The organism is Protofrankia symbiont of Coriaria myrtifolia (genome assembly GCF_900634755.1).
GTDB classification, from domain to species: Bacteria; Actinomycetota; Actinomycetes; order Frankiales; family Frankiaceae; genus Protofrankia; species Protofrankia coriariae.
In genome coordinates this window covers 9,626-29,415 of sequence record NZ_CAAAFS010000030.1, presented here as the reverse complement: position 1 = coordinate 29,415, position 19,790 = coordinate 9,626, and the positions used below count along the sequence as shown (strand labels likewise).

General features: G+C 68.0%; 15 protein-coding genes and 2 pseudogenes. 7 read left to right on the top strand and 10 right to left on the bottom strand.

Going from position 1 to position 19,790, the window contains the following annotated elements:
- Positions 1-881: pseudogene (locus tag CM1CMNOD_RS21360) on the top strand (cold-shock protein); the annotation flags it as partial.
- Entirely contained in the window at positions 878-2,449 is a 1,572-nt protein-coding gene (locus CM1CMNOD_RS01505; protein WP_013871927.1) for an ATP-binding protein, read from the top strand. The pseudogene CM1CMNOD_RS21360 and the gene CM1CMNOD_RS01505, both read left to right, overlap by 4 nt.
- 55 nt (positions 2,450-2,504) lie before the next feature.
- Here the strand turns inward: CM1CMNOD_RS01505 and CM1CMNOD_RS01500 are convergent, their stop codons facing one another.
- The 5 genes and pseudogenes from CM1CMNOD_RS01500 to CM1CMNOD_RS23820 all read right to left on the bottom strand — a co-directional run bounded on the left by CM1CMNOD_RS01500 (position 2,505) and on the right by CM1CMNOD_RS23820 (position 9,138).
- Positions 2,505-3,290, bottom strand: a complete 786-nt coding sequence (locus tag CM1CMNOD_RS01500; protein WP_013871926.1) for an enoyl-CoA hydratase/isomerase family protein — start codon at positions 3,288-3,290, stop codon at positions 2,505-2,507.
- Positions 3,291-3,722: 432 nt separating this feature from the next.
- Positions 3,723-5,378, bottom strand: a complete 1,656-nt coding sequence (locus CM1CMNOD_RS01495) for an AMP-binding protein (protein ID WP_013871925.1) — start codon at positions 5,376-5,378, stop codon at positions 3,723-3,725.
- A gap of 360 nt (positions 5,379-5,738) precedes the next feature.
- Complete coding sequence (locus CM1CMNOD_RS01490) at positions 5,739-6,164, bottom strand: MarR family winged helix-turn-helix transcriptional regulator (RefSeq protein WP_083828097.1); 426 nt, start codon at positions 6,162-6,164, stop codon at positions 5,739-5,741.
- Between the two features lie 501 nt (positions 6,165-6,665).
- Entirely contained in the window at positions 6,666-7,664 is a 999-nt protein-coding gene (locus tag CM1CMNOD_RS01480; RefSeq protein WP_237702941.1) for a hypothetical protein, read from the bottom strand.
- Between the two features lie 712 nt (positions 7,665-8,376).
- Positions 8,377-9,138 (bottom strand): annotated as a pseudogene (locus CM1CMNOD_RS23820) (phosphotransferase family protein).
- Positions 9,139-9,317: 179 nt separating this feature from the next.
- Here CM1CMNOD_RS23820 and CM1CMNOD_RS01465 point away from each other — a divergent pair.
- The 3 genes from CM1CMNOD_RS01465 (at position 9,318) to CM1CMNOD_RS01455 (ending at position 11,990) form a co-directional block, all read left to right on the top strand.
- On the top strand, positions 9,318-9,950 hold the full coding sequence (locus tag CM1CMNOD_RS01465; protein WP_202797657.1) for a TetR/AcrR family transcriptional regulator: 633 nt from the start codon (positions 9,318-9,320) through the stop codon (positions 9,948-9,950).
- Positions 9,951-10,279: 329 nt separating this feature from the next.
- Positions 10,280-11,098 (top strand): enoyl-CoA hydratase/isomerase family protein, encoded by an 819-nt coding sequence (locus CM1CMNOD_RS01460; RefSeq protein WP_013871922.1) that lies wholly within the window; start codon positions 10,280-10,282, stop codon positions 11,096-11,098.
- A gap of 103 nt (positions 11,099-11,201) precedes the next feature.
- Entirely contained in the window at positions 11,202-11,990 is a 789-nt protein-coding gene (locus CM1CMNOD_RS01455) for a PaaI family thioesterase (RefSeq protein WP_165001595.1), read from the top strand.
- On the opposite strand, the gene CM1CMNOD_RS01450 is transcribed toward CM1CMNOD_RS01455, so the two are convergent.
- Positions 11,987-12,313: a DMT family transporter gene (locus CM1CMNOD_RS01450; protein WP_013871920.1), complete on the bottom strand. Its 327-nt coding sequence runs from the start codon at positions 12,311-12,313 to the stop codon at positions 11,987-11,989. The two genes, CM1CMNOD_RS01455 and CM1CMNOD_RS01450, sit on opposite strands and share 4 nt — an antisense overlap.
- 397 nt (positions 12,314-12,710) lie before the next feature.
- On the opposite strand from CM1CMNOD_RS01450, the gene CM1CMNOD_RS01445 reads away from it, so the two are divergent.
- Positions 12,711-13,778 (top strand): glycerophosphodiester phosphodiesterase family protein, encoded by a 1,068-nt coding sequence (locus CM1CMNOD_RS01445; protein ID WP_013871919.1) that lies wholly within the window; start codon positions 12,711-12,713, stop codon positions 13,776-13,778.
- A gap of 71 nt (positions 13,779-13,849) precedes the next feature.
- Here CM1CMNOD_RS01445 and CM1CMNOD_RS01440 read toward each other — a convergent pair whose 3' ends face one another.
- Genes CM1CMNOD_RS01440 through CM1CMNOD_RS01430 form a run of 3 tightly spaced genes read right to left on the bottom strand, consistent with a single transcriptional unit; the run spans position 13,850 to position 17,205 of the window.
- Complete coding sequence (locus CM1CMNOD_RS01440; RefSeq protein ID WP_131773804.1) at positions 13,850-15,421, bottom strand: TerD family protein; 1,572 nt, start codon at positions 15,419-15,421, stop codon at positions 13,850-13,852.
- A complete protein-coding gene (locus CM1CMNOD_RS01435; protein WP_013871917.1) occupies positions 15,418-15,936 on the bottom strand; it encodes a hypothetical protein in 519 nt (172 codons plus the stop codon). Before CM1CMNOD_RS01435 ends, CM1CMNOD_RS01440 begins: the two co-directional genes overlap by 4 nt.
- Positions 15,937-15,975: 39 nt before the next feature.
- Positions 15,976-17,205, bottom strand: a complete 1,230-nt coding sequence (locus CM1CMNOD_RS01430) for a toxic anion resistance protein (RefSeq protein ID WP_013871916.1) — start codon at positions 17,203-17,205, stop codon at positions 15,976-15,978.
- A 386-nt stretch (positions 17,206-17,591) separates the two neighbouring features.
- Here CM1CMNOD_RS01430 and CM1CMNOD_RS01425 point away from each other — a divergent pair, with 386 nt between their 5' ends.
- Entirely contained in the window at positions 17,592-19,280 is a 1,689-nt protein-coding gene (locus CM1CMNOD_RS01425) for a serine/threonine-protein kinase (RefSeq protein ID WP_013871915.1), read from the top strand.
- A 330-nt stretch (positions 19,281-19,610) separates the two neighbouring features.
- On the opposite strand, the gene CM1CMNOD_RS21355 is transcribed toward CM1CMNOD_RS01425, so the two are convergent.
- On the bottom strand, positions 19,611-19,790 hold a 180-nt coding region (locus tag CM1CMNOD_RS21355), incomplete at its 5' end, for a DUF6879 family protein (protein WP_207387453.1).

Sequence of the window (19,790 nt, the reverse complement as noted above, 5' to 3'; positions counted from 1 at the left end):
GGACACTAGCCGCCGAACGCAATATTCAGCTCGACGTCCCGGAGCCACGGCTGGCCGACATCAGGGAGCTTCCGCAGGGCTCCCTGATCGATTTCATGAAACTGGTCCAGCGCTGGCTCACACGCTTTGACGACCTCGCGGACGTGCGCTTCGTCCTGCTCATCGACGAGTTCACGAACATCTACGAGGAAATCCGGAAAGGACACCTTCCGGACACGTTCATGAAAGCCTGGAAGGGTCTGCTCGAACGAGGCAACTTCGGCGCGCTCGTCATCGGCCAGGACCTCACCCAGGAATTCATGCGGAACTATTCGAACGAGTTCCAGGTCAGCCGGTCCGAGCGGGTGAACTACCTGTCCCGGGAGGACGCGGGGAAACTCGTCGAGGATCCGATCCGGATCGGCGGCCGGCAGGGCCCGACCCGTTATCTCGGCAACTCGGTGGACATGATCTTCGATCTGACGGCCGGTAATCCCTTCTACATCCAGAAGTTCTGCCAGCGGCTGGTCGACTACCTCAACCGGGGCAGCCGCATGTACGTGGGGCCGGCCGATGTGGAGGCCGTTCTGGAGGACCTGGTCGCGTCGCTGCACGACACCAGTGACTTCGACAACCTGCTGAATCCCGGCGACGTCCGGCTGTCGGCCATCCCGCCGGAACAGGTGATCGGCACGCTGGTCGCGTGCAGCCGCAGTTTCGGCGCGGACCGGTATCTTGACCCGGCCACCCCGGAGGCCGGCGCGCTGGGCTGGGACGTCCGCCCCATACTCGAGGACCTTCAGCTCCGTGATGTCATCGAACCGCTTTCGCCCGACCGCTGGCGGATACGGGTGGGGCTTTTCGCGCGTTGGCTGCAGGTCAACTACGCGAGTCGGCTGTGACCGGGCCAGTAGCGGCCGGCTCTGCCCCGCCCCCGCCCCCGCCCACAGCCACGGACGGCTGGATCGACCCGTACGACTACGGCAACCCGGTCTCCGGCGAGCAGTTCGTCGGCCGCCACGACGAACGGGCCCGCCTGCTGCAACGCGTCGTGCGCTCGGCCGAGGGGGACTCGGCGGCGCTGGTCGGCCCGCCGCGGACAGGAAAGTCCTCCCTCGCCCAGGAAACGCTCATGACGCCCGCGGCCCGGCGTGCCGCGCCCAGGGTGGCCCCCCTGTGGATCACCCTCGCGGACTGCACGGGACTGACCAACCTCGTCCACAGGGTGCTGGATGGTGTACGCGACGAGCTGAACAACGTCGGCGGGCTGTACGACAGCGAACTACGCGACTCCCTGAACACCGCGGTGCGACAGGCCGGCGATCCGGCTCGGGAGTGGGACGAGTTCTACATGGACGCCAAGAAGGCGCTGCGCCTGGTGAAGCGGCACGGCTGGCGGGTGGTCGTGATCCTCGACGAGTTCGACAGCGCCCGGACCGTCTTCGGCCGGCCGGGATATGCCTTCGAAGTGCTCCGGGCGCTGGCGAACGAGCCGGATGTGCGGGTCATCTGGGTCACCACGTCCAGACGGGAGCTGCGGCAGATCGTCGACCAGGCCGGCAAGGTCGGCTCGAACCTCCCCGGCCTCTTCGAGGATGTCCCGGTCCGCTGTTTCGACGACGACGAGCTGACGGAGCTCGTCGGGCGGGCCGTCGAACGGGGCGTCGCGATCGACGTGCCCGATGCCCTGACGGCGCTGCGCGAACTCACCGGTGGCCATCCGTGGCTGTCGACCAAAGCCCTGTCGGACGCGTGTTTCATGGCTGCCCGGACCGGTCGGGTCGACTGGTCCAGGATCACCCGGGGAATGTCCCGTTTCATTCTCGGCTACTATGACGGCCTGTGTGATCTCCTCGCCGAGGACGGCCGGCTCGACCTGCTGTTGGAGATTCTTTTCGGGCCGCAGCTGACAGCGAACGTCCCCGACCTCCTCCAGCTTGCCGACATCGGAATACTGGTACCGTTCGAAGGCGGCTACCGCGCCTTTTCGGCGCACTTCTCCGACTATCTTCGGCAGCGGGCCAGGACGACCGACGCCTCAGCGCTCTGGTCACGTGCGGACGTCAGCCTCAGAGACCATGTCGACACCACCTTCCGCACGCTGTTCGGCGACCCGTGGGACGCGGCGGTGGAGTGGGACAAGCCGTCGAGCACCCCTGTCCTGACCCGGCTGCGGCAGGCGCGGGACAGGGAGGCCCACTCCCTCGGTCTGCTGGCCAGCGCCGACCTGCTCGACTTCGCCACACCGCTGGACGTCTGGTTCTTCATTGAGCTTTACTGGGGGCTTTTCCAGCCCGTTCTCGGGCCGGCGGACCCAAATGCGTGGCGGCCGAAGTTCGCCGTGCTGGACAGGGTCCACCGGCCACTGGCCACCAGCCCCACGGGCGCCGTCAGCGTACGCATGCGACAGAACGCCCGCGGCTACTGCACGGAAATTCTCGAGAAACTGAACAGATCCACCGCGTACTGACCGGACCGCGTTCCCGACAGAACGGGACGCCGTCTGCCGTGACGGCACCGGCGTCCTACCGCCCCTGGAATATCGGCTTGCGGTGGGCCGCGACCTCGGTGACGCCGGTCCAGGCGTCATCGCTGTGGCAGACGCGGGCCATCGCGCGGGCCTCGAGCTCCATCTGCGCCTCGATGGGCTGCTCCCACGTCGAGAGCAGCAGGTTCTTGATCTCACCGAACGACACGGTGGGGCCCGCGGCCAGCTCGGTGGCGAGCGACCACGCCGCCTTCTCCAGCTCCTCGTCGTCGACGACCTCGCTCACCAGTCCGTGTCCAAGGGCTTCCTCGGCGCTCCAGGTCTGGTTGCGCATGAGGAACTCGGCGCTGCGGCGGACGCCGATCCGCCGGGGGAGGAACGTGGAACCACCCCCGTCGCAGAGCAGTCCGATCCCGGTGTAGGCGGCGTAGAACCGTGCGCCGCGGGCGGCCAGGCAGAAGTCGGCGGCGGCGGAGAGCGCGACGCCGCCACCGACCGCCAGCGCGTGTACGGCGACGACGACCGGGGCCCGCATCCGGGCGAACCGGGAGATCGCCGAGTGCAGGCCGACCGTGGCGTCCTTGATGAAGCGGGGCAGGGCCTCGCGGTCGCGTGTCATGGTCTTCAGGTCCGCGCCGACCGTGAAGTAGGGGCCCTGCGCGTCGATCAGCACCGCACGGACCTTGTCATTCTCGTCGCACTCGGTGGCAGCACGACTCATTTCGGTGCAGAACGCCAGGTCGAACGGGTTGCCCCGGTCCGGCTGGGTGAGCGTGAGGTGGCCAATCCCGTCAGCGATCCGCAGCGTGATCGACCCGCTCATCGTCCCACCTTCCGTCGAAAATGATCGTCTTCTCACTTGCGTGTCGCGGCATCCGCGGTGTGCGGCGGGCCGCGATCCGTCGGCTACGGCGTCCGCGGGCACAGCGACCGGAGCCCGACCGGCTGGGTTTCAGCCTCGGCCTGCGGGAACGACACACCCTGGTGTTCCCACAGCGCTACGCCGTACTCCAGCGGTATGCCCATACTCGCCCGGGTCCGCGTGCAGGACCGCAGATCTCGTCGAGTGGCTGCCGCGCGACCGCCGGACAGAGCGGGGGCAGACAGGGCAGGCCAGGGTAGGCCAGGCAGGGCACGGCGGTAGCCGAAGCCCTGCGTGACCTGAGCCAGACCCTGGCTCTCCGCTCCGAGCAGGCGTGACGCCGGCACCTCCCGCTGGTGGTCGGAAAGGGCGAGCTTCATGGTTCAGGACGGTTCAGGACTCGCCCCGGGCCAGCTCGCGAAGCCGGAACTTCTGGACCTTGCCGGTGGCGGTCATCGGGAGCTCGTCGACCAGGACGAGCCGTTCGGGCAGCTTCTGCGTGACGATCCGGCGTTCGAGGCGCAGGAAGTCCGTGATGTCCTTCAGCGTGGGTGCCGCTCCCTTGACCGGGACGACGATGGCGCACGCCTTCTCGCCGAGGCGCTCGTCCGGGTAGGCGACGACGGCGACCTGGGAGACATCTGGATGCGCGAGGATGTATCCCTCGATCTCGGCGGCGCTGATGTTGGTACCACCGCGGATGATGATGTCCTTGAGCCGCCCGGTCACCCGCAGGTAGCCGTCGGCGTCGAATCGGCCGAGGTCCCCGGTGTGGTGCCAGCCCCCGCTGTCGATCGTCGCCGCGGTCCGCTCGGGCTCACGCCAGTAGCCGAGGATCGCGCCCGGGCCCGAATAGGTGATCTCACCCTCCTCACCAGGCCCGACCTCGCCGTCAGGGCCGACGAGCCTGATCCGGATGCCGTCGAGCGCGGGGGAACCGTCCGAGCCGGCGCGGCGCTCGATCGGGTCGCCGGGGTGGCAGCAGGTCGCCGCCATCAGCTCGCTGCAGCCGTAGAGCGGCATCAGCACACCGTTGGTGAAGGTCCGCTCGAACTCCAGGGCCAGCGTCTCAGGGATCGGCGCGCCGGCGCAGAGCCAGAACCGCATCGACGACAGGTCCCGCTTCGCCTCCGGCGCCGCGTCCAGTGCCATCCGGACGAACGGGGTCGCGGTCGCGGTGGCGGTGGTGCGGTACTTCTCGATGCGGCGCAGGCCCTCGTTCGGCTCCCAGACGTCGAGCAGATGCGTCTCGGCGCCGACGGCCAGCGGGACCAGCACGCCGACGACCAGCCCGGTGGCGTGCGCGACCGGCGACGGCATGAACATGACGTCCTCGGCGGTGAGCTGGAAGACGTTGTGGGCCAGGCCACGGCCGGAGAAGTCCAGGGTGTTCCAGGTGTGCACGCAGCCCTTCGCCGTGGACTCGGTGCCCGAGGTGTAGACGATGACGTGCGGGGTGTCCGGGTCCGAGTGCGGGCCCAGCTCGTCCGGGCCGGGTACGGTGGCGGTGGCCTCGGCGAACGTGAGCTCGCCCGGGGCCGCCTCACCACGGGCGATCACGAGGGTCCTGAGGGCCGGGGCCTCGACCTGTAGCGCGCGGAACATCGCCGCGTGGTCGAAGCCGCGGAAGGTCCCGGTGGTGATCGCGGCGACCGCGCCGGAGTTGCGCAGGACATGGGCGATCTCCGCGTGCCGGTACACTGCCATGATCGGTACTGTGACCGCGCCGAGCCGCGCGAGCGCGAGGTAGGAGATCACGAACTCGGCCCAGTTCGGCAGTTGGACCGCTACCCGGTCGCCGGGCCGGACGCCGCGGTGCGCGAGCGTGGCGGCAAGACCATGGGCACGCTCACGGACCGTGGCGTAGTCGAGTTCGGTGGTGCCGTCGGAGACGAACCGGCGAGTCGGTGTCGTGTCCGCCCACCGGTCGAGTAAGGCGGCGGCCGAGCTATCCTGCCACCAACCGTTCTCCCGGAACTTCTTGATCGACTCGGTGTCGTAGCGGTCGTAGACCGTGGGCGTAGCCGTGTCTGTCTCCACACCGACCATCAGAACCTCCGCTTCGTCGTGGATACCTGAACGCACATTCATTTCGGTCGCACGGGCCGGACCGAAATCTCAAACGACAGATGGCTCACGCCAGCCGCAAGCATGGCCGGATTTTAGTGGCATAAGATCGATGTTTTCAATGGTTTGACCAAATAGTTGCTTCAGGCAAGCATGTTCGCCCGTCCACGCGCCCAGCCTCACGAACCCCTCCGGCAGGGCCGCCCAACGGCGGTGTCACTCAACGGCAGGATCGCCCGCCCACGGCGGGGCCTCCTCCGAGCCGTGCTCCCGCTCCGAGCCGGCGGCGCGGGAGCTCTTCAGCTTCGTGACTTCCGGCGCGGTGAAACGGCCGGCCGCCGATCAGTCCGCCGTGACCGGTGCGGGCTCGTCCGCCAGACGGAGCGCGACACAGGAGAGGACATCGGCGGTGACCGCGAGCCGCGCCGGATCGGTGCCGCCGACGACGCGCCCGAGAATCTCCCGGCGGGCCGCATGGACGCTCTCCAGCGCCTGCACACCCTCCGGAGTAATGCTGATGAGGAAGGCCCGCGCGTCGGTGGCCACTCTTCCGCGCGCGATGAGGCCGGCGCGTTCCAGCTTCTTGAGACGGGGCGTGATCGAGGAGATGTCGACGCCGTGGCAGGCCGCGATGTCAGACACCCGCAGCGCGCCGCGGGCGTCGAGATATTCCAACAGCGACCAGGACGCCTGCGGCAGGTCATAACCGGAGCGCCGCGCGATGTCACCAGCCTGACATCGTTTCGGACTGGACTCCCCACGCGCCATTCTCGCCGTCAACGTAACCGTGGGTGACACGCCTGCCGAAGGCCGACACCTGGTCAATTCAGCCAAGGGCTTCTACGCCCGGCTGGGACGCGTCGGCGCCGCCGCGACGCTGCCGTCCGCCGACGAGGCTGCCTGGGAACTGACAGACGCCCAGAAAAAGAACCCACCACCATCGTGGACAGCCGATGGCCCCGCTTCATAGCCGGCGGCCCCAACGACGTCCGCGACACGCTGGAGCAGATGCTCAAGGGAAAGCGGCGCCGACGAGCTGATGATCCAGGACCTCATCGCCAACCCCGCCGACCGCCAACACTCCCAGGCCCTTCTCGCCCAGGCCTTCGCCCTGTCCCCACGCCATCCCTTGCCCGCCGCCGAACCAGCAACCTCACGATAAGCTCCGCTGCCCCACCCATCGCTGGTCAGGCGAGATGCCTGGTCGAACAAGCCCGCGCGGAAGGGTGGTCGCTACGCGGCCATGAAAACGCGGTCCGGGAAAGACCGTCATGTTCGCCGCCAGTCATCGCCGGCCTTCCACACGGCCGTGACGCCCACGGTGGCGCACAGGTGCAGCAAATCTGGACGCGGTCTTGAGGGAACGAGGAGAACCAGACGTGGAGACGGATCGATGAAACGGCGATAGTCGAGGAGTTGACCGATGCCCATGCGGATGGTCTCACGGGTGACGGTACCTTTGGCTTCAATGAGCTCACTGGCTGTCACGTCGTAGAGATCAGTGAAGAGTGGGCGTAGCTCATTGGGGGGCACGATCTGCTTTCGACATATCTCGTGGCCAAGAGATCGAAGGTGCTCAGTGTATGAGCGGACAAGGGCGGCTTCTCGCCGGACTGCAGTGGTCAGCTCCCTCGAGCTGGTCAGACTGTACTGTTCGATATTCGATGCCTCTACTGGTACGGAGATAATACGGCTGGTCGTGGTGGGGGTTGATGGGAGAGGTGCCTCGAACGACTGCATCGGCCCCTGGGGGCGGAGTCGGAATATGATGACCGTGCGAAGCGGCCCGCCGCCGGTTTCCGGGGCTTCGCTCGTGTACCACGGACGATCGGGATCGATCGCGAACACCCCAAGGTATTGGACACCGTCTCGTACGGCGCGGAAAAGGCGAAGTGCGCGTCCATCTTCCTGGTGGCGCAGGATGGCTAGGTTACCTTGAAGCATCTGCTGATCACCGACTTGCCCTTCCCCTGTGTAGTGGAAGCAGCCGTCATCTCCCCACCCGTCGAAATAGCCGTGCGTCCTGCCACGCACAGGGTCGGTGAAGATCAGAATATTAGGGGTAGAGCGGGACGGGCCGATGCCGCCTTGCCGTCGACCGCCATATCGAGCGTGGATGTCACGGCGTACCGCGACAACTCCCGGCTGGATCTCCCAGAAGATGCCAGCCGTGCCGTCAGCACCGGTGGTCTGCTCGATGAGACCGCGCAGCGCCGTAACGAACTGTTCACGGTGACGGTCATCCCGCAGGAGGTCGAAGGCAGGCACGGAGAGACCGAACTCGGGATCTTCCCGATCCAGCCACCGGCGTGGCTGCGGGCTGTGTCCCGGCGGCGCTGGTGAGCTGGCGCGGATCTCCCACAACGGCGAGTCCCGAAGCGCAACGACAGGATATTCCGGCGTTACCCGTCGATGACCCGCGGTACCGTCCGTCGCGAGGGCGGCGGCCAGTCCCGCACGTGCCCGCGACCATCGGCTCAACCGCACGCCTTCCGCGGCACGTTCGACTGCCCACAACAACGTCAAAGGCTGGTACGGCCACTGGGTATCCCGACTGGAAGTCCTCTGCAGCGTCGCCAAAGCACGCAACGCATCGTCTAAATCCACTACACAAAAATACGGCGACTGTGGCGGGGTCTTGAAGGCGCTCGGGCCTCGCCTCCTGATCTGGAGGATGACAGCTCGGCTCGTAGCAGGCGGCACCGGCCATCACCATGGCGCCCCGCGGCCCCGCCAAGCCGGCGGCCTCCCGGCAGGCTTCGGGTATCCCACCCGCCGATGGACTGTTTATGGTTGTGGCTCTCGTACGGCGTTGGCGATGACTGCGGTGACCATCCGGCTGGCGGTGTTCGGGCACGTGTTCCAGCTTCCGTCCAAGGTGGCGGACGCCTTCGTGAAGGTCTACCAGCGGGTGGTGCCCGACGCGCCGTTCGCTCTTCCAGGCGATGACGAAGCGAGCCCTGGAGGGGTAAAGCGCGTCCTACGACGGGAAAAGTCGGTTCAGTGCGGCGAGGCCTCTGTCGGTGTAGGTTTGCCGCCCCGTCTCCAGGCCGTAGGCGAAGTCCTCGAGGACGCTGCAGCGTGCGTGGAAGACAGCCCGTTCTCGCAGCGAGAACGCCTGGTCGTGGGCGTGCCGGAGTCTGCCGACGGCGGTCGTCAGCGCCACGTCGCCGAGGTCACGGCAGAGCAGACCGAGGTCGTAGGCGGGGTCGGTGAGCGCGGCTTCGCTCCAGTCGATCACGCCGGTGACCGAGCCGGTGCCGGGATCGACAAGGACGTGCTCGATCCCGAGGTCGTTGTGCGAGAACACGAGCTCCGCCCTGTCGGCGGGCGGTGGGGCCTCCAAGAAGATCTCGATCGGTCACCGGTGACGCGCCGGAACGGCGTCGGTGACCTGCGCGTAGAGCTCGACCGCGTCCTGTCGCCATCCGCTGGTCGGCTGGTCGTCCGGCTCGACCAGGCCGGCGACCCGTTCCGGTGGGACGGCGTGCAGCGAAGCCAGCAGATACCCGAGCGACGCGGCGATGGCCGCCACCCGCGCCGCGTCCGCAGGCGGCCCAAGATCGGCTAGCGGCACGCCCGGGAGTTTCGGATAGGCGAGGCAGCCCAGGTCAGGAGCGACGACCGTCGGCGCCGGAACAGACACCGGGCAGATGCGCCGTGACAATATCCACGACCGTCGACAAGCTGGCGGCGGTAGCGGTAGCGGCCTCCGCCTTCCCCGCGCTGGGAGCGTCGACACACGCGACACCAGCCGCCCGTCAGGGTCGGCGGTGTCACCGTGCGCGCTCACGACCGCATGGTATTCGATCTTCGGCCGTTGGCCGCTGGCGAACAGGTCCCTGACCGCCCAGGATCGCCCGGAGCCGCTTTACCCGCACCGTTTCCTCGGATGTGGCCGGGGACCGTATGGTTCCTGACGTGGTGGACGCAGCGCAGGATGCCGGGCGGCGTGGGGGCGGCACGGCCGTGGCGGGCGTCCGGAAGCGCGATCCGAACCGCCGCCAGTCCATCATCGACGCGACCGCCGAACTGCTGGCACGGCGCGGCTACGGCGGCGTGTCGATGGCCGAGATCGGCGCCGAGGTCGGGATCGCCGCGTCGGCGATCTACTGGCACTTCCCCAGCAAGCAGGATCTGCTGGTCGAGTTGTTCGATCAGTGCCTGGATCGTCTGCGGGCCGAGCAGGTCGGCGCTGTCGAACGTCTGGGGCGGACACGCGAGGCACTGATCGAGATCGCTCGGCTCCAGGTGGAGTTCGTCGTACGTCAACGCGCCTTCGCGCGTGTCTACTACCAGGAGGAGCGCAATCTGCGGGACGCGGATCTCGTTCGTCTCCGCGGCAAGCAGCGCGCCTACGTCGAAACGTGGACGGATCTTCTCCTCTCCCTGCGGCCGGATCTCGATCCCGTGAGCGCGGAGTGCCTGGTGCACGCGACCATCGGCGCGGTCCAGTCCTCGCTGGTCTACAACAGTTCTCTGCCGCCGGAAGTCCTCGCGGATACTCTCACCGCGATCGCCCTGCAGGTCCTGGACAGCCCCCTCACTCGCTGACCTGAGGCTTCCGCACCCAGCGCGCCGCGCATGCGCCCGGTACGCCGCGCATGCGCCCAGCGCACCGTGCCCGCCGTCCCGCGGCTGTCGTCCCGCGGCTGTCGACTTCGCCCCTGATCGACACCTCTCGATCCTCTTGCGGGTCGCGGGCTGTGCGGCCACACTGCAAACCGGGAACAGAATGGATATTCAGTTCCAGGGTCGGAAGAGGTCGGCATGCTGCTACATCCCAAGGATCGAACGATCACCGTCCGCGACGCGGACCCAACAAGACTCACGATGTTGATCTCTGTCGGCGCACCGTTACCGCGCACTCTCCGAGGAGCCCGATGAGCCGCTTGGACAAGGTCCTCTACGAGAAGCGGGGGCCGGTCGCCTGGATCACCCTCAACCGTCCAGAGGTCAAGAACGCGATCGACATCGAGACCAGCGACCGCCTGTACGAGATATGGACGGACTTCCGGGACGATCCAGCACTCCGGGTAGCCGTTATCACTGGCGCGGGCGACGCCTTCACCTCGGGCGCCGACCTGCGTACCCACGCTCCGGAGTGGCAGACCGTCGGCCCGATGGTCGGCCGGGAGCGCCTCGAGGACGGGGTCAGCGGCATCACACGCGGCCCGCTGTCACGGATCGCCAAACCCATCGTGGCCGCGGTCAACGGCTGGTGCGTCGGCCACGGAGTCGAGCTGGTCATGGCATGTGACCTGCGGATCGCCAGTGACCGCGCCCAGTTCGGAACCTTCGAGGTCCGCCGGGGCATGCATCCCGCCGACGGCGGGATCGTCCGCCTCGTCAACAGCTGCGGAGTCGGATTCGCCCTGGAGCTCCTGCTCACCGGGAATCCGGTCACCGCGCAGCGCGCCTACACCGCCAACATGGTCAACGCTGTCGTCTCCCACGACGAGCTCGTCGACGAGGTGGAGAAGGTCGTCGACAGCATTCTGCGCTGCGACCAGGCAGCCATCGAATCCGCCAAGGAGACCGTGCTGGAAATCATCGGCCAGCCGCTTCACGACCAGCTCCGGGTGGAGGCGATGTGGGGATATGCGCTGTGCGGCGGCAACCCCACCGTCATGAAGCGATCTCAGGAGTTCTTCGACCGGGTGGACCGCGGCCGTGCCGGCAGCACTCCAACGCCTCTGTGAACTCCGACGCCTCTCTGAGACCAGTCATCGCGAGGTTCCTGTGAGTGCCATGATGGGCGGCCCCGACGCGGCGCCACTCTCGTCCGACCGACCGATGCCATTCGTGCTGGGCATTCCCGAGCGGTTGTTCCGCGTGGAGCCGTTTCAGTTCCACCCGGACGGCCTCGTGACGAGCGCCATGCCGCTCGGGCCCTGGCTGTCGACGGACGATCCGGGCCAGGACCAGGGCCCCGGGCCCGCCGTGACACCGGCCGGCGCGCTCGGTGTCCTGATCGACGACGTTCCCGGTTACGCCATCGGCGCGGTGACCGGGACGTGGTCGATCAGTACCGAGATCACGCTCGACATCGTCCGAGATCTTCCCCTGGACGGGACGATGGTCCACGCCGAGGGCCGCGTCGTCCACGTGGACGAGGTAGGCGCCCTGGCGCGGGGCCGCGTCCGCACCGAGTCGGGCGACGTCGTCGCATACTGCCAGGAGCGAGGCCGCTGGATCGACCGGTCACCCCCGGAGGACGTGATCGCCAACGGGGCCGTCACGACCGACGAGCCGCTGGACGCCGACACGTTCGCCGGCCTTTTCGGCCACGCTGTGACCGTGCGGCCCCCGCACCTGGATGTGACGGCACTCCCGCGGCTGGCCAACCCGCTCGGCAACCTGCATGGCGGTGTGACCCTCTGCCTCACCGACTGGCTCGCGGCGCTCACCCTGCCGCGCCCGGCGCGCACGGTCTCCATCCACGTCCACTACGTCCGCAACATCCCGCCGCTGACGAACGTCCAACTGACCGCGAACATCGAGCATCCAGGACGATCTCTCGGCGTCATCCGCGTCGTCGCCACGAACGAGACCGGCAAGCCCTGCACGATCGGCACCGTGGTACGCCATTAGCGCGTGGTCGCTCCCAGCTCAATGGCGAGGACTCCGCCGATCATCAGCACAATACCGCCCACCTGCACCAGGGACAGTTTGTCACCGAGAAAAATGGCTCCGATGAACGCTACCAGCGCAATACCGCTGGCAGCCCAAACCCCGTAGGCCACCCCGATACTCATTCCCATTTTGAGTATCTGTGACAGCAGGCCGAAAGCCACAATGTATCCCACTACCGCGACGATCGAGGGAAACGGCTTGGTGAATCCTTCCGACAGCCGCAGATTCACCGTCGCGGTCACCTCGGACAGAATCGCCAGGGTCAACAACAGAGCAGGCAAGATCGTGACCTTTCACGCGACGCTACCGGTATCGACGTATCAGTGGCCAGTAGTTTGGACGCATCGTCAGAACCCGACGTACTCCGCCGGCCGGGGCAGGTGGGCAGGTGGGACGTTGACGTATCCACCCACCTTCCCTGATCAAGGAGCTGGCGAACACCGCGGGCCCGTCCGGCCTGTGCCGGCGCCGGGTGCGCGCACTCCCGCTACGGGGCACTTCGAGATGCCCCATTGTTGGTCCGTCCATCGGGCGTGTATGGCCGCCGGTGGAGTTGTCGGCCCACGAAAGCCGGCCGGCTGCTGTCCGGCTTTTCACCAGCTCGCCAACCGGGGGCTTTCCAGTCAGCGGGTTCACCGATCCGACGGCTGACCGATGGCGGCAGGTAACGCGTGATCTGTGTGCTCGTTCTCTCCTGTCGATTTGCTGTGCGGTGCATGCCGTCGGCGAAGGTCGCCGCTATTACGCTGGAGGATACGTGGACCGCCGCTCCGTGATTGCGGGTATTGTTGTGGCCCCGCTCGCCACCACCACCACCGTCCTGTCGACGGCTTCGGCTGCCTCGGCAGGTGTGGCGTCCTGGTCTGCCGACACGAGCCGGAAATCGGCGGCACCACCAACGTCGCCGACCACCCGGAGTTCGCCTCCCGCAGAGCGACCAAGATACTGGACGGTGTACCGACCACCGGCTGGTTCACGGAGGACTTCACACTTGCCGAGCTGAAAACGCTGCGCGCCAAGGAGCGGCTGCCAGCCGTTCGGCAGGAGAACACGATATATGACGGCCGGTTCGAGATCCCGACGTTCGCCGAAGTGCTGGAACTGCGCCAGCGACTTTCCCGCGAACTCGGGCGTGAAATCGGAGTCTACCCGGAGACCAAGCATCCGACGTATTTCCAGAAGGCCGATCTGCCGTTGGAGCAGCGGCTCGTGGACGCCCTGGGCAAGCATGGCCTGAACAACCAGGGCGCCCCGGTGTTCGTGCAGTCGTTCGAGACGACGAACCTGGCCCAGCTGCGCAAACTCGGTCTGCGCACCGCTTCGGTGCAGCTGCTCAGCGCCAGCGGCGCCCCGTTCGACCTGGTCGACGCCGGTGACCCGCGGACCTACGCGGACCTGTCGACGCCGGCCGGGCTGCGGCAGATCTCGAGCTACGCGAACGGCATCGGACCGGAGAAGACACAGGTCATCCCGTGGGCCGCGGACGGCACGCTGGGCGCACCGACCGCGCTGGTCGCCGACGCGCACGCCGCGGGGCTGGTGGTGCACCCGTACACCTTCCGGGCGGAGAACAGCTTCCTGCCGGCGGACTACCGGCGGGGTACCAGCCCCAACGACTTCGGCCGGGCGATCGACGAGCAGGTGAGGTACCTGAAAGCCGGCATCGACGGGCTCTTCACCGACCAGGCGGACATCGGCGTCATCGCGCGGGACGACGCGTCCGCGAGGCCGTCCGGCACCGCGTGACAGGATCACAGCCTCTCCCGGCACGGGACGCGCCGTTCGGTGCCGGAGACCGTCGTCGGCCGGCGATGTCGCTACGGAACGTCACGCAGAGTTTCCCCGCCTGGGCTCCACTCCAGTGACCAGCCGTGACGCACTGCGACGTCGGCCTGGACTCCCTCGAGGAAGTCGTTCTCCCGTCGGATGATCACGTCGTCCTGCGCGACGTGGAACGACGCGACGACACAGATCCGAGCTCTCGGCGGCGCGTCACCCAGGCGGATTGTGAGTTGCTCGCCGGTCCGGGCGGCAACGGTGAGCACCGGTCGCAGCAGGGACCACTCCGGCGCGGTGTGCAGCCCGTAGGCGAAAACGAAGAAGCGCCTGAACGTCAGGAGCGCTCCCAGATCAACAAAGATCGTTTGCCCTTCCAGCTCGTCGCGGCGGCCTAGCCGCAACACCTGGCGGGGAGCCGCGTGCCCAGGGGCGCTGACGGTGTCGCCGAGGTCCTGCATGAGGCCGGCCGCCGCATCGTTCGCCTGCCAGAGACAGCCGAGATGGATGTTGCTCGGGCGGGGCAGTCCCGTCTGGGTTTTCAGCAGCGCCCACTGCAGGGTCACGGTCATGGTGCCCGAGCCGCGTTTCTCTTCCGTCCAGGCAGTGGCTGGATGATCGTCATCGAGCACGGTGACATGTTCCATACGCTGCTTGTGACGCGAAGAATGCTCGCCGTAGTTGATGCGGGTGGATGACGGCCGTGCCGGGGCACGGGTGGCCGTCGCACGGGCCACGGCTGCCGGGGCGGCCTCGTCGGGCCCGCTGAGGTCGAGCGGCGAACGGGTAGCTGCCGGCACGGGCGTGGCCGGTGCCGCAGGTCCGGCCGGCTGTGCGGGTCCGGCCGGCGGTGTGGGCAGCCGTGCCACGGCAGGGTCCCGCTCGGCGGGCGGTGCGTGCGGGGGCGGCGGGCGTGGGGGCGACGAGGGCACGATCACCGGGGGCACCCTGGGTGGGTCGGTGCGCGGCGGGTGCAGATGCGCGGCCACGTTCCGCCGGGTCCGGGCTGGCGAGGCCCGCGTGAGAAAGGCGGCCGCCCTGCTGGGATGCGCCGTCGCGATGTCCCCTCCGCCGGGTCCGGCGAGTCCCGGAAGACCGGTGACGTAGCCCTGTCCAACGGCCCGGAACTTCCATCCCCTCAGGTGGCGGTAGATCTCACCGAAGATCATTGCCGTCTCCAGCCCAGTTCCCGGATCCAGGCTGTAGCGGGCGATCTCGACATTGTTGGCGTGGTTCAGGACTCGAACGTAGGTGTGGCGCACCGACCGGAACGTCTGCCCGCGCCCGGCCGCGTCGTAGATCGCCATTCCGAACTGCAGGTGGCTGACCTCGGCCGGCACGGCGGCCAGCGTGACAACAAGTTTCTCCACGTCACCGACGAGCGGGCGCGGTGGCGGGGAAGCGCCGACCCGTTCCGTCGGGTTCGGCACCTGATGGGCCAGGAGCACCTGGGATGACGTCGCACCGCCGTTGTCGAGGACGACAAAACCGTCCAGCTCGACGGCGGCCGAGCCGGACCCGCCGCTCCAGCCGAGGCCGATGCCCACCCGCTCGATACCGGGTGCCTCGTCCGACAGCAGCACGTTCCCGCCCCTGGGCAGGATGACGGTCATGAATCGAGGTCCGAACGGCGGAACTTGGCGTCCAGGAAACGCGCCTGGATCGCCAGCTTGGCGGCGTCTCCGGTGTAGACGAGGTCCTGCAGCTCGTTGGCGCCTTCGTCGAGCAGCTGGAGCTGGCGGATCAGATCCTCGGCGGGCGTGGTGCCCGTGACACCGGGGCGTTCGGTGTACTGGGCCGGCAACGCGGTGAAGTCGCCGAGAGCCTGCGGGAGGTACTCGTGGATTATGGCGGTGAGATGCCTCATCTCCTCCTCACTCGCCGACTGGACCTCGATGTAGCGCAGTAACGGCCGCAGGACGTCATCAATGTCGCGCACGGTCGGCACCGCCCCGGGCGGCAGCCGTCCTCCGTCCACGTTCGCCCTCGCGACGATCCCGGCAAGCTCCCGTTGCAGCTGCTTGACCTCGCGGACGACCTCGGCCGTGTCCCGCGGCTCGGAACCGGCCGCCGAGGCTGCCTGGTTCCTGGGTTCCTCAGCGGTGCGGGAACGCCGTCGGAAGAACACGGCACCTCCTGTCCGTGCCGATCGTATGACGAGCGTCGCTCAGCCCTCGCTGGCGCGGGCCCGCTCCAGGTACGACTTCGAGCGTCCCACCTGGGTCTCGAGAGCGGTAACGGTCGCCGCCATGCTCTCGACCGCCTTCGCCCTGTACGTGTCGATGGCGTCCATCGTCGCGAAGATGTTGTCGAATGCCTTCTGCAGGGCCTCGACGCTGACCGTGCTGGACGACGCCTGCTCCTGGAGCTGGCCCGACTGCTGGCGCAGCAGCTCACTGGTCGACATGATCATATTGTTCGTCGTGGCGTTCAGCGCGTTGATCTGGTCGAGCACGAGCTTCTGGTTCGCCAGCGCCTGAGCGACGATCACCGCCGTGCGCAGTGCGGCGACGGTCGTCGTCTGCGCCCGGTCGACGCCCTTGACGAGCTCAAGGTTGTTCTTGCGGACGAGGTCGAGGGCGAGGTAGCCCTGCACGCTCACCGCCAGCTGGGTGAGCAGATCCTGCTGACGTTGGCGGATGGGGAACAGCGCGTCCGAGGCAAGCACGTCAGCGGTCCCCGGATCCGCGGCCCGCAGCCGATCGATCTTCGCCGAGACCGCGTTGTCGAGCGCCTTCGCAAGAGTCGCGTACTCGGTGAGCTTGCCCATCGCGACCCAGAGCTCCGCCTTCTCCTGCTCGATGGCGGCGTTGTCCTTGCGCAGTTCGTCCTGGCCGAAGTCGAGCGCCCTGATAATGGCGTCGAGCTGCTTCTGCGCCGACTGGTAGCGCTGAAAGTAGTTGGAGATCTTGGTGCCGAACGGCATCACGCCGAGTAACCTGCGGGCACCCTTCAGATCGGCCCTCGCCGGGTCGAGCTCGGTCACCGTCTGGCGTAGTTCGACGAGCGTGCCGGCGACTCGCGCCTGGGCGTCACCGCCACGGCCACCGCGGGTGCCGCGCAGCGCCGCCGCCGGACGCTCGAGCATCCGGTTGGACGTCCGGGCACTCGCGACGATCTCCCGCTGGCCCATCGACACGATATCGTTGATCTTGTCCTGGAACACCGGGCTTCTCGGGTCCTGCGCGGCGAGGTCGTCAGCGAACGCCACAGCCCTCCTGCGCAACTCCGCCCGGGTCGCTTCGTCGAGCGGAATCATGCTGTCCACCCGGTCGTCGGCGACGACCGGAACGGGCGTCGGCGGGGAGAGCTCGAGCGCGCCGCCCGCGGCTCCTGTCACGGCGGCCCCGGCCGCGGGCGGCGTCAGCGGCCCGCCCAGGTCCAGCGAATCCGACATGAACGTCACCTCCCAACCCATGCCGCACCCAACTGGTGTCCGCGCTGCGCAAGGTGTCGGCCACACTCGACCCTACGCGGTATGTCGGGTGGATCGTCAGCTGTGTGGATGGCAGCGGGCCAGACAGATCGGTGACATCACCGCGCCGCGACCGAACGCGGGGGCAGAACCGACAACCGCACGCCACAACGCGAGAACGCCCATACCCATCGCGGGTTTCTCCGAATCCCCGGCTCGCGCGTGTTCCGTCCCCGATGCTCCGTCACCGATGCGGTGGCGGGAGCACGCCACTGGCCGCGATCCGCTCTCACCTATGATATTCATGCGCGAATTTTCGGTGAGAATGCTGTAACAATCCGTGTTCGCGACGAACGGGGGAAAGATTCTTGACCAGGCGCACGGGCTCGCTGGTCGCCGGACGGTATCGGTTGGTCGAGTCCCTCGGCGCCGGTGGGATGGGCACCGTCTGGCGGGCGGTGGACGAGGTGTTGAGCGTCGAGGTCGCTGTCAAGGAGCTGAACGTGCCGTCCGGCGCCACAGCCGTCGAACGGGAGCGCTGGATCGGCCGGGCACAGCGGGAGGCGAAGAACATCGCCAAGCTGCGGCACAACCCGCACATCGTGACGATCCTGGACGTGGTCGTGGACGACGGCATGCCGTGGATCATCATGGAGCTGGTGCCGTCGGCGCGGACGCTCGCCGACGCCGTCCGGACCGGGGCACTGCCCGCGCCGGAGGTGGCCCGGATCGGGCTGGCCGTGCTGGACGCGTTGACCGCCGCGCATCATCTGGGCGTCACCCACCGGGACGTCAAGCCGGCGAACATCCTGCTGGCCCCGGACGGCCGGGTCGTGCTCATCGACTTCGGACTGGCCCTGCACGACTCGGATCCCACGATCACCCAGAGCGGGTTCGCCCCGGGCACGCCGGCGTACATGGCGCCGGAGCGGTTCGCCGGGGAGCGCCTGCTACCGGCCAGCGACCTGTTCTCCCTGGGTGCCACGCTCTACCACGCGGCCGAGGGCCGCCGTCCGTTCGAGCGGTCCAGCTGGCCGGCGACGATGCACGCCGTGCTGTACGAGGACCCGCCGGCGATGCGGACCGACGGCAATCTGGTCGCCGTCGTGCTCGGGTTACTGGTCAAGGATCCGGGCGAGCGCATGTCCGAGTCGGACGCGCGCCGCCGGCTGGCCCGGGTCGGGGCGCGGTCGACTCCGGCGGCGGGGCGAACAGCGTTCAGGCCGCCCGCCGGGCTACCGGACGAGGCGGAGCCAGCCGAGCAACCGGCGCCGCGGCCGCGGCGGCCCGACTCCCCACCAGCCCGCCGGTCCTCCCCCGGCAGGGCCGGCGGTGGCACGGCAGCCGGCGGGGACTCCGACGAGGACGGTTTCCGGACCGGTTTCAAACCGAGCTATGACGACCTCGGCGGCGGCGTCATCCTGACGGCGCTTGGCGCGGCGCCGTGGCTGGTGGCCGTCTTCGCGGTCGGTTTTCCCTGGTGGATGCTGGCCATCGGGGTGCTGGTCAGTGGGTTCGGGCTGCTGGGCCTGCTCGGTTGCCTGATGAACTTCGGCGAGAGCTTTCCCGGCAAGCCCCAGGCCAGCTATCTTGCTGCCGCGGTGTTCCTGCTCGCGGTGGCCGCCGCGCCGTGGCTCGTGGCGGCGTTCGTCGTCGGATACGCCTGGTGGCTCGACGTCATCGGCGTGATCGTCGGCGGCATCGCCACGCTCATCGCCATCGCCTGCGTCGTGCTCTTCTTCGAGGATCCGTCGAATCCCGACTGTCTCGAGCTCGATGCCGGCGGGCTGACCCTCCGGCGCGACGACCAGACCTACCGGGTGAGCTGGACGGACGTGAAACAGGCGTGGGTCGACCCGGGCAGTCGGCGCCTGCAGGTGGCTCCCGTCCGGGACGAGGTGGCTTTCCCCTACCGGAACCGGACGAAGGCACCCATGATCAACAAAACCACGGGTGCGCTGACCTTCTGTGAGCTGGATCGGCTGCGAGTCACCGTGCCCGCGCTGGACCAGGCGCTGCGCAGGGCAGCCGGCCCCGGCCGGTGGCGCCCGTCCTGACCGCCCCGGCGGTGGCGCCCGGTGATGTCAGCGGTCAGCGCGCCAGACCGCATCGGTCCTGCGGTGGCCCACGCCCGCAGCCCGGCTCGGGCGGCCGGGCGGTCCGGCCGCCGCCCATCCGCCATCTCACCAACCCACGACCCGGCACGACCGACAAGTCGGACCTATACATGCAGCTCAGATAGCTCGTCACGCTGCATGGTGGACCCTGTGTACCAGCATCCGAACCGATTGATCTTGGCTGTTGGCCTTGAAATCACCGTCCTTCCGGTCGCTACCCGGCGCCTGGCCAGGGGCGATGCCCCGTGACCGCCCCGACCGTCACATCATCTACCGAATCGAACGTGTGTTCTGTAGACTTGGCGCGCCCGCGGCGAGGTTCTCCGGGTAGGAGGCGTCGAGCTCGTAGCGGACATAGTTGCTGAGGGGGTTCTCGACGATGTGGACGCGGCCGAACGTCTTGCCCGAGGCGACCGCGTCCCTGATGAGCTGGACGATCGCGGCCTTCGC

What these genes read in the sequence shown, in the direction of transcription:
- CM1CMNOD_RS01430 (WP_013871916.1), bottom strand. Translation starts at nt 17,205, where the DNA reads ATGTCGGATTCGCTGGACCTGGGCGGGCCGCTGACGCCGCCCGCGGCC.
- CM1CMNOD_RS01490 (WP_083828097.1), bottom strand. Translation starts at nt 6,164, where the DNA reads ATGGCGCGTGGGGAGTCCAGTCCGAAACGATGTCAGGCTGGTGACATC.
- CM1CMNOD_RS01495 (WP_013871925.1), bottom strand. Translation starts at nt 5,378, where the DNA reads ATGGTCGGTGTGGAGACAGACACGGCTACGCCCACGGTCTACGACCGC.
- CM1CMNOD_RS01500 (WP_013871926.1), bottom strand. Translation starts at nt 3,290, where the DNA reads ATGAGCGGGTCGATCACGCTGCGGATCGCTGACGGGATTGGCCACCTC.
- CM1CMNOD_RS01440 (WP_131773804.1), bottom strand. Translation starts at nt 15,421, where the DNA reads ATGACCGTCATCCTGCCCAGGGGCGGGAACGTGCTGCTGTCGGACGAG.
- CM1CMNOD_RS01460 (WP_013871922.1), top strand. Translation starts at nt 10,280, where the DNA reads ATGAGCCGCTTGGACAAGGTCCTCTACGAGAAGCGGGGGCCGGTCGCC.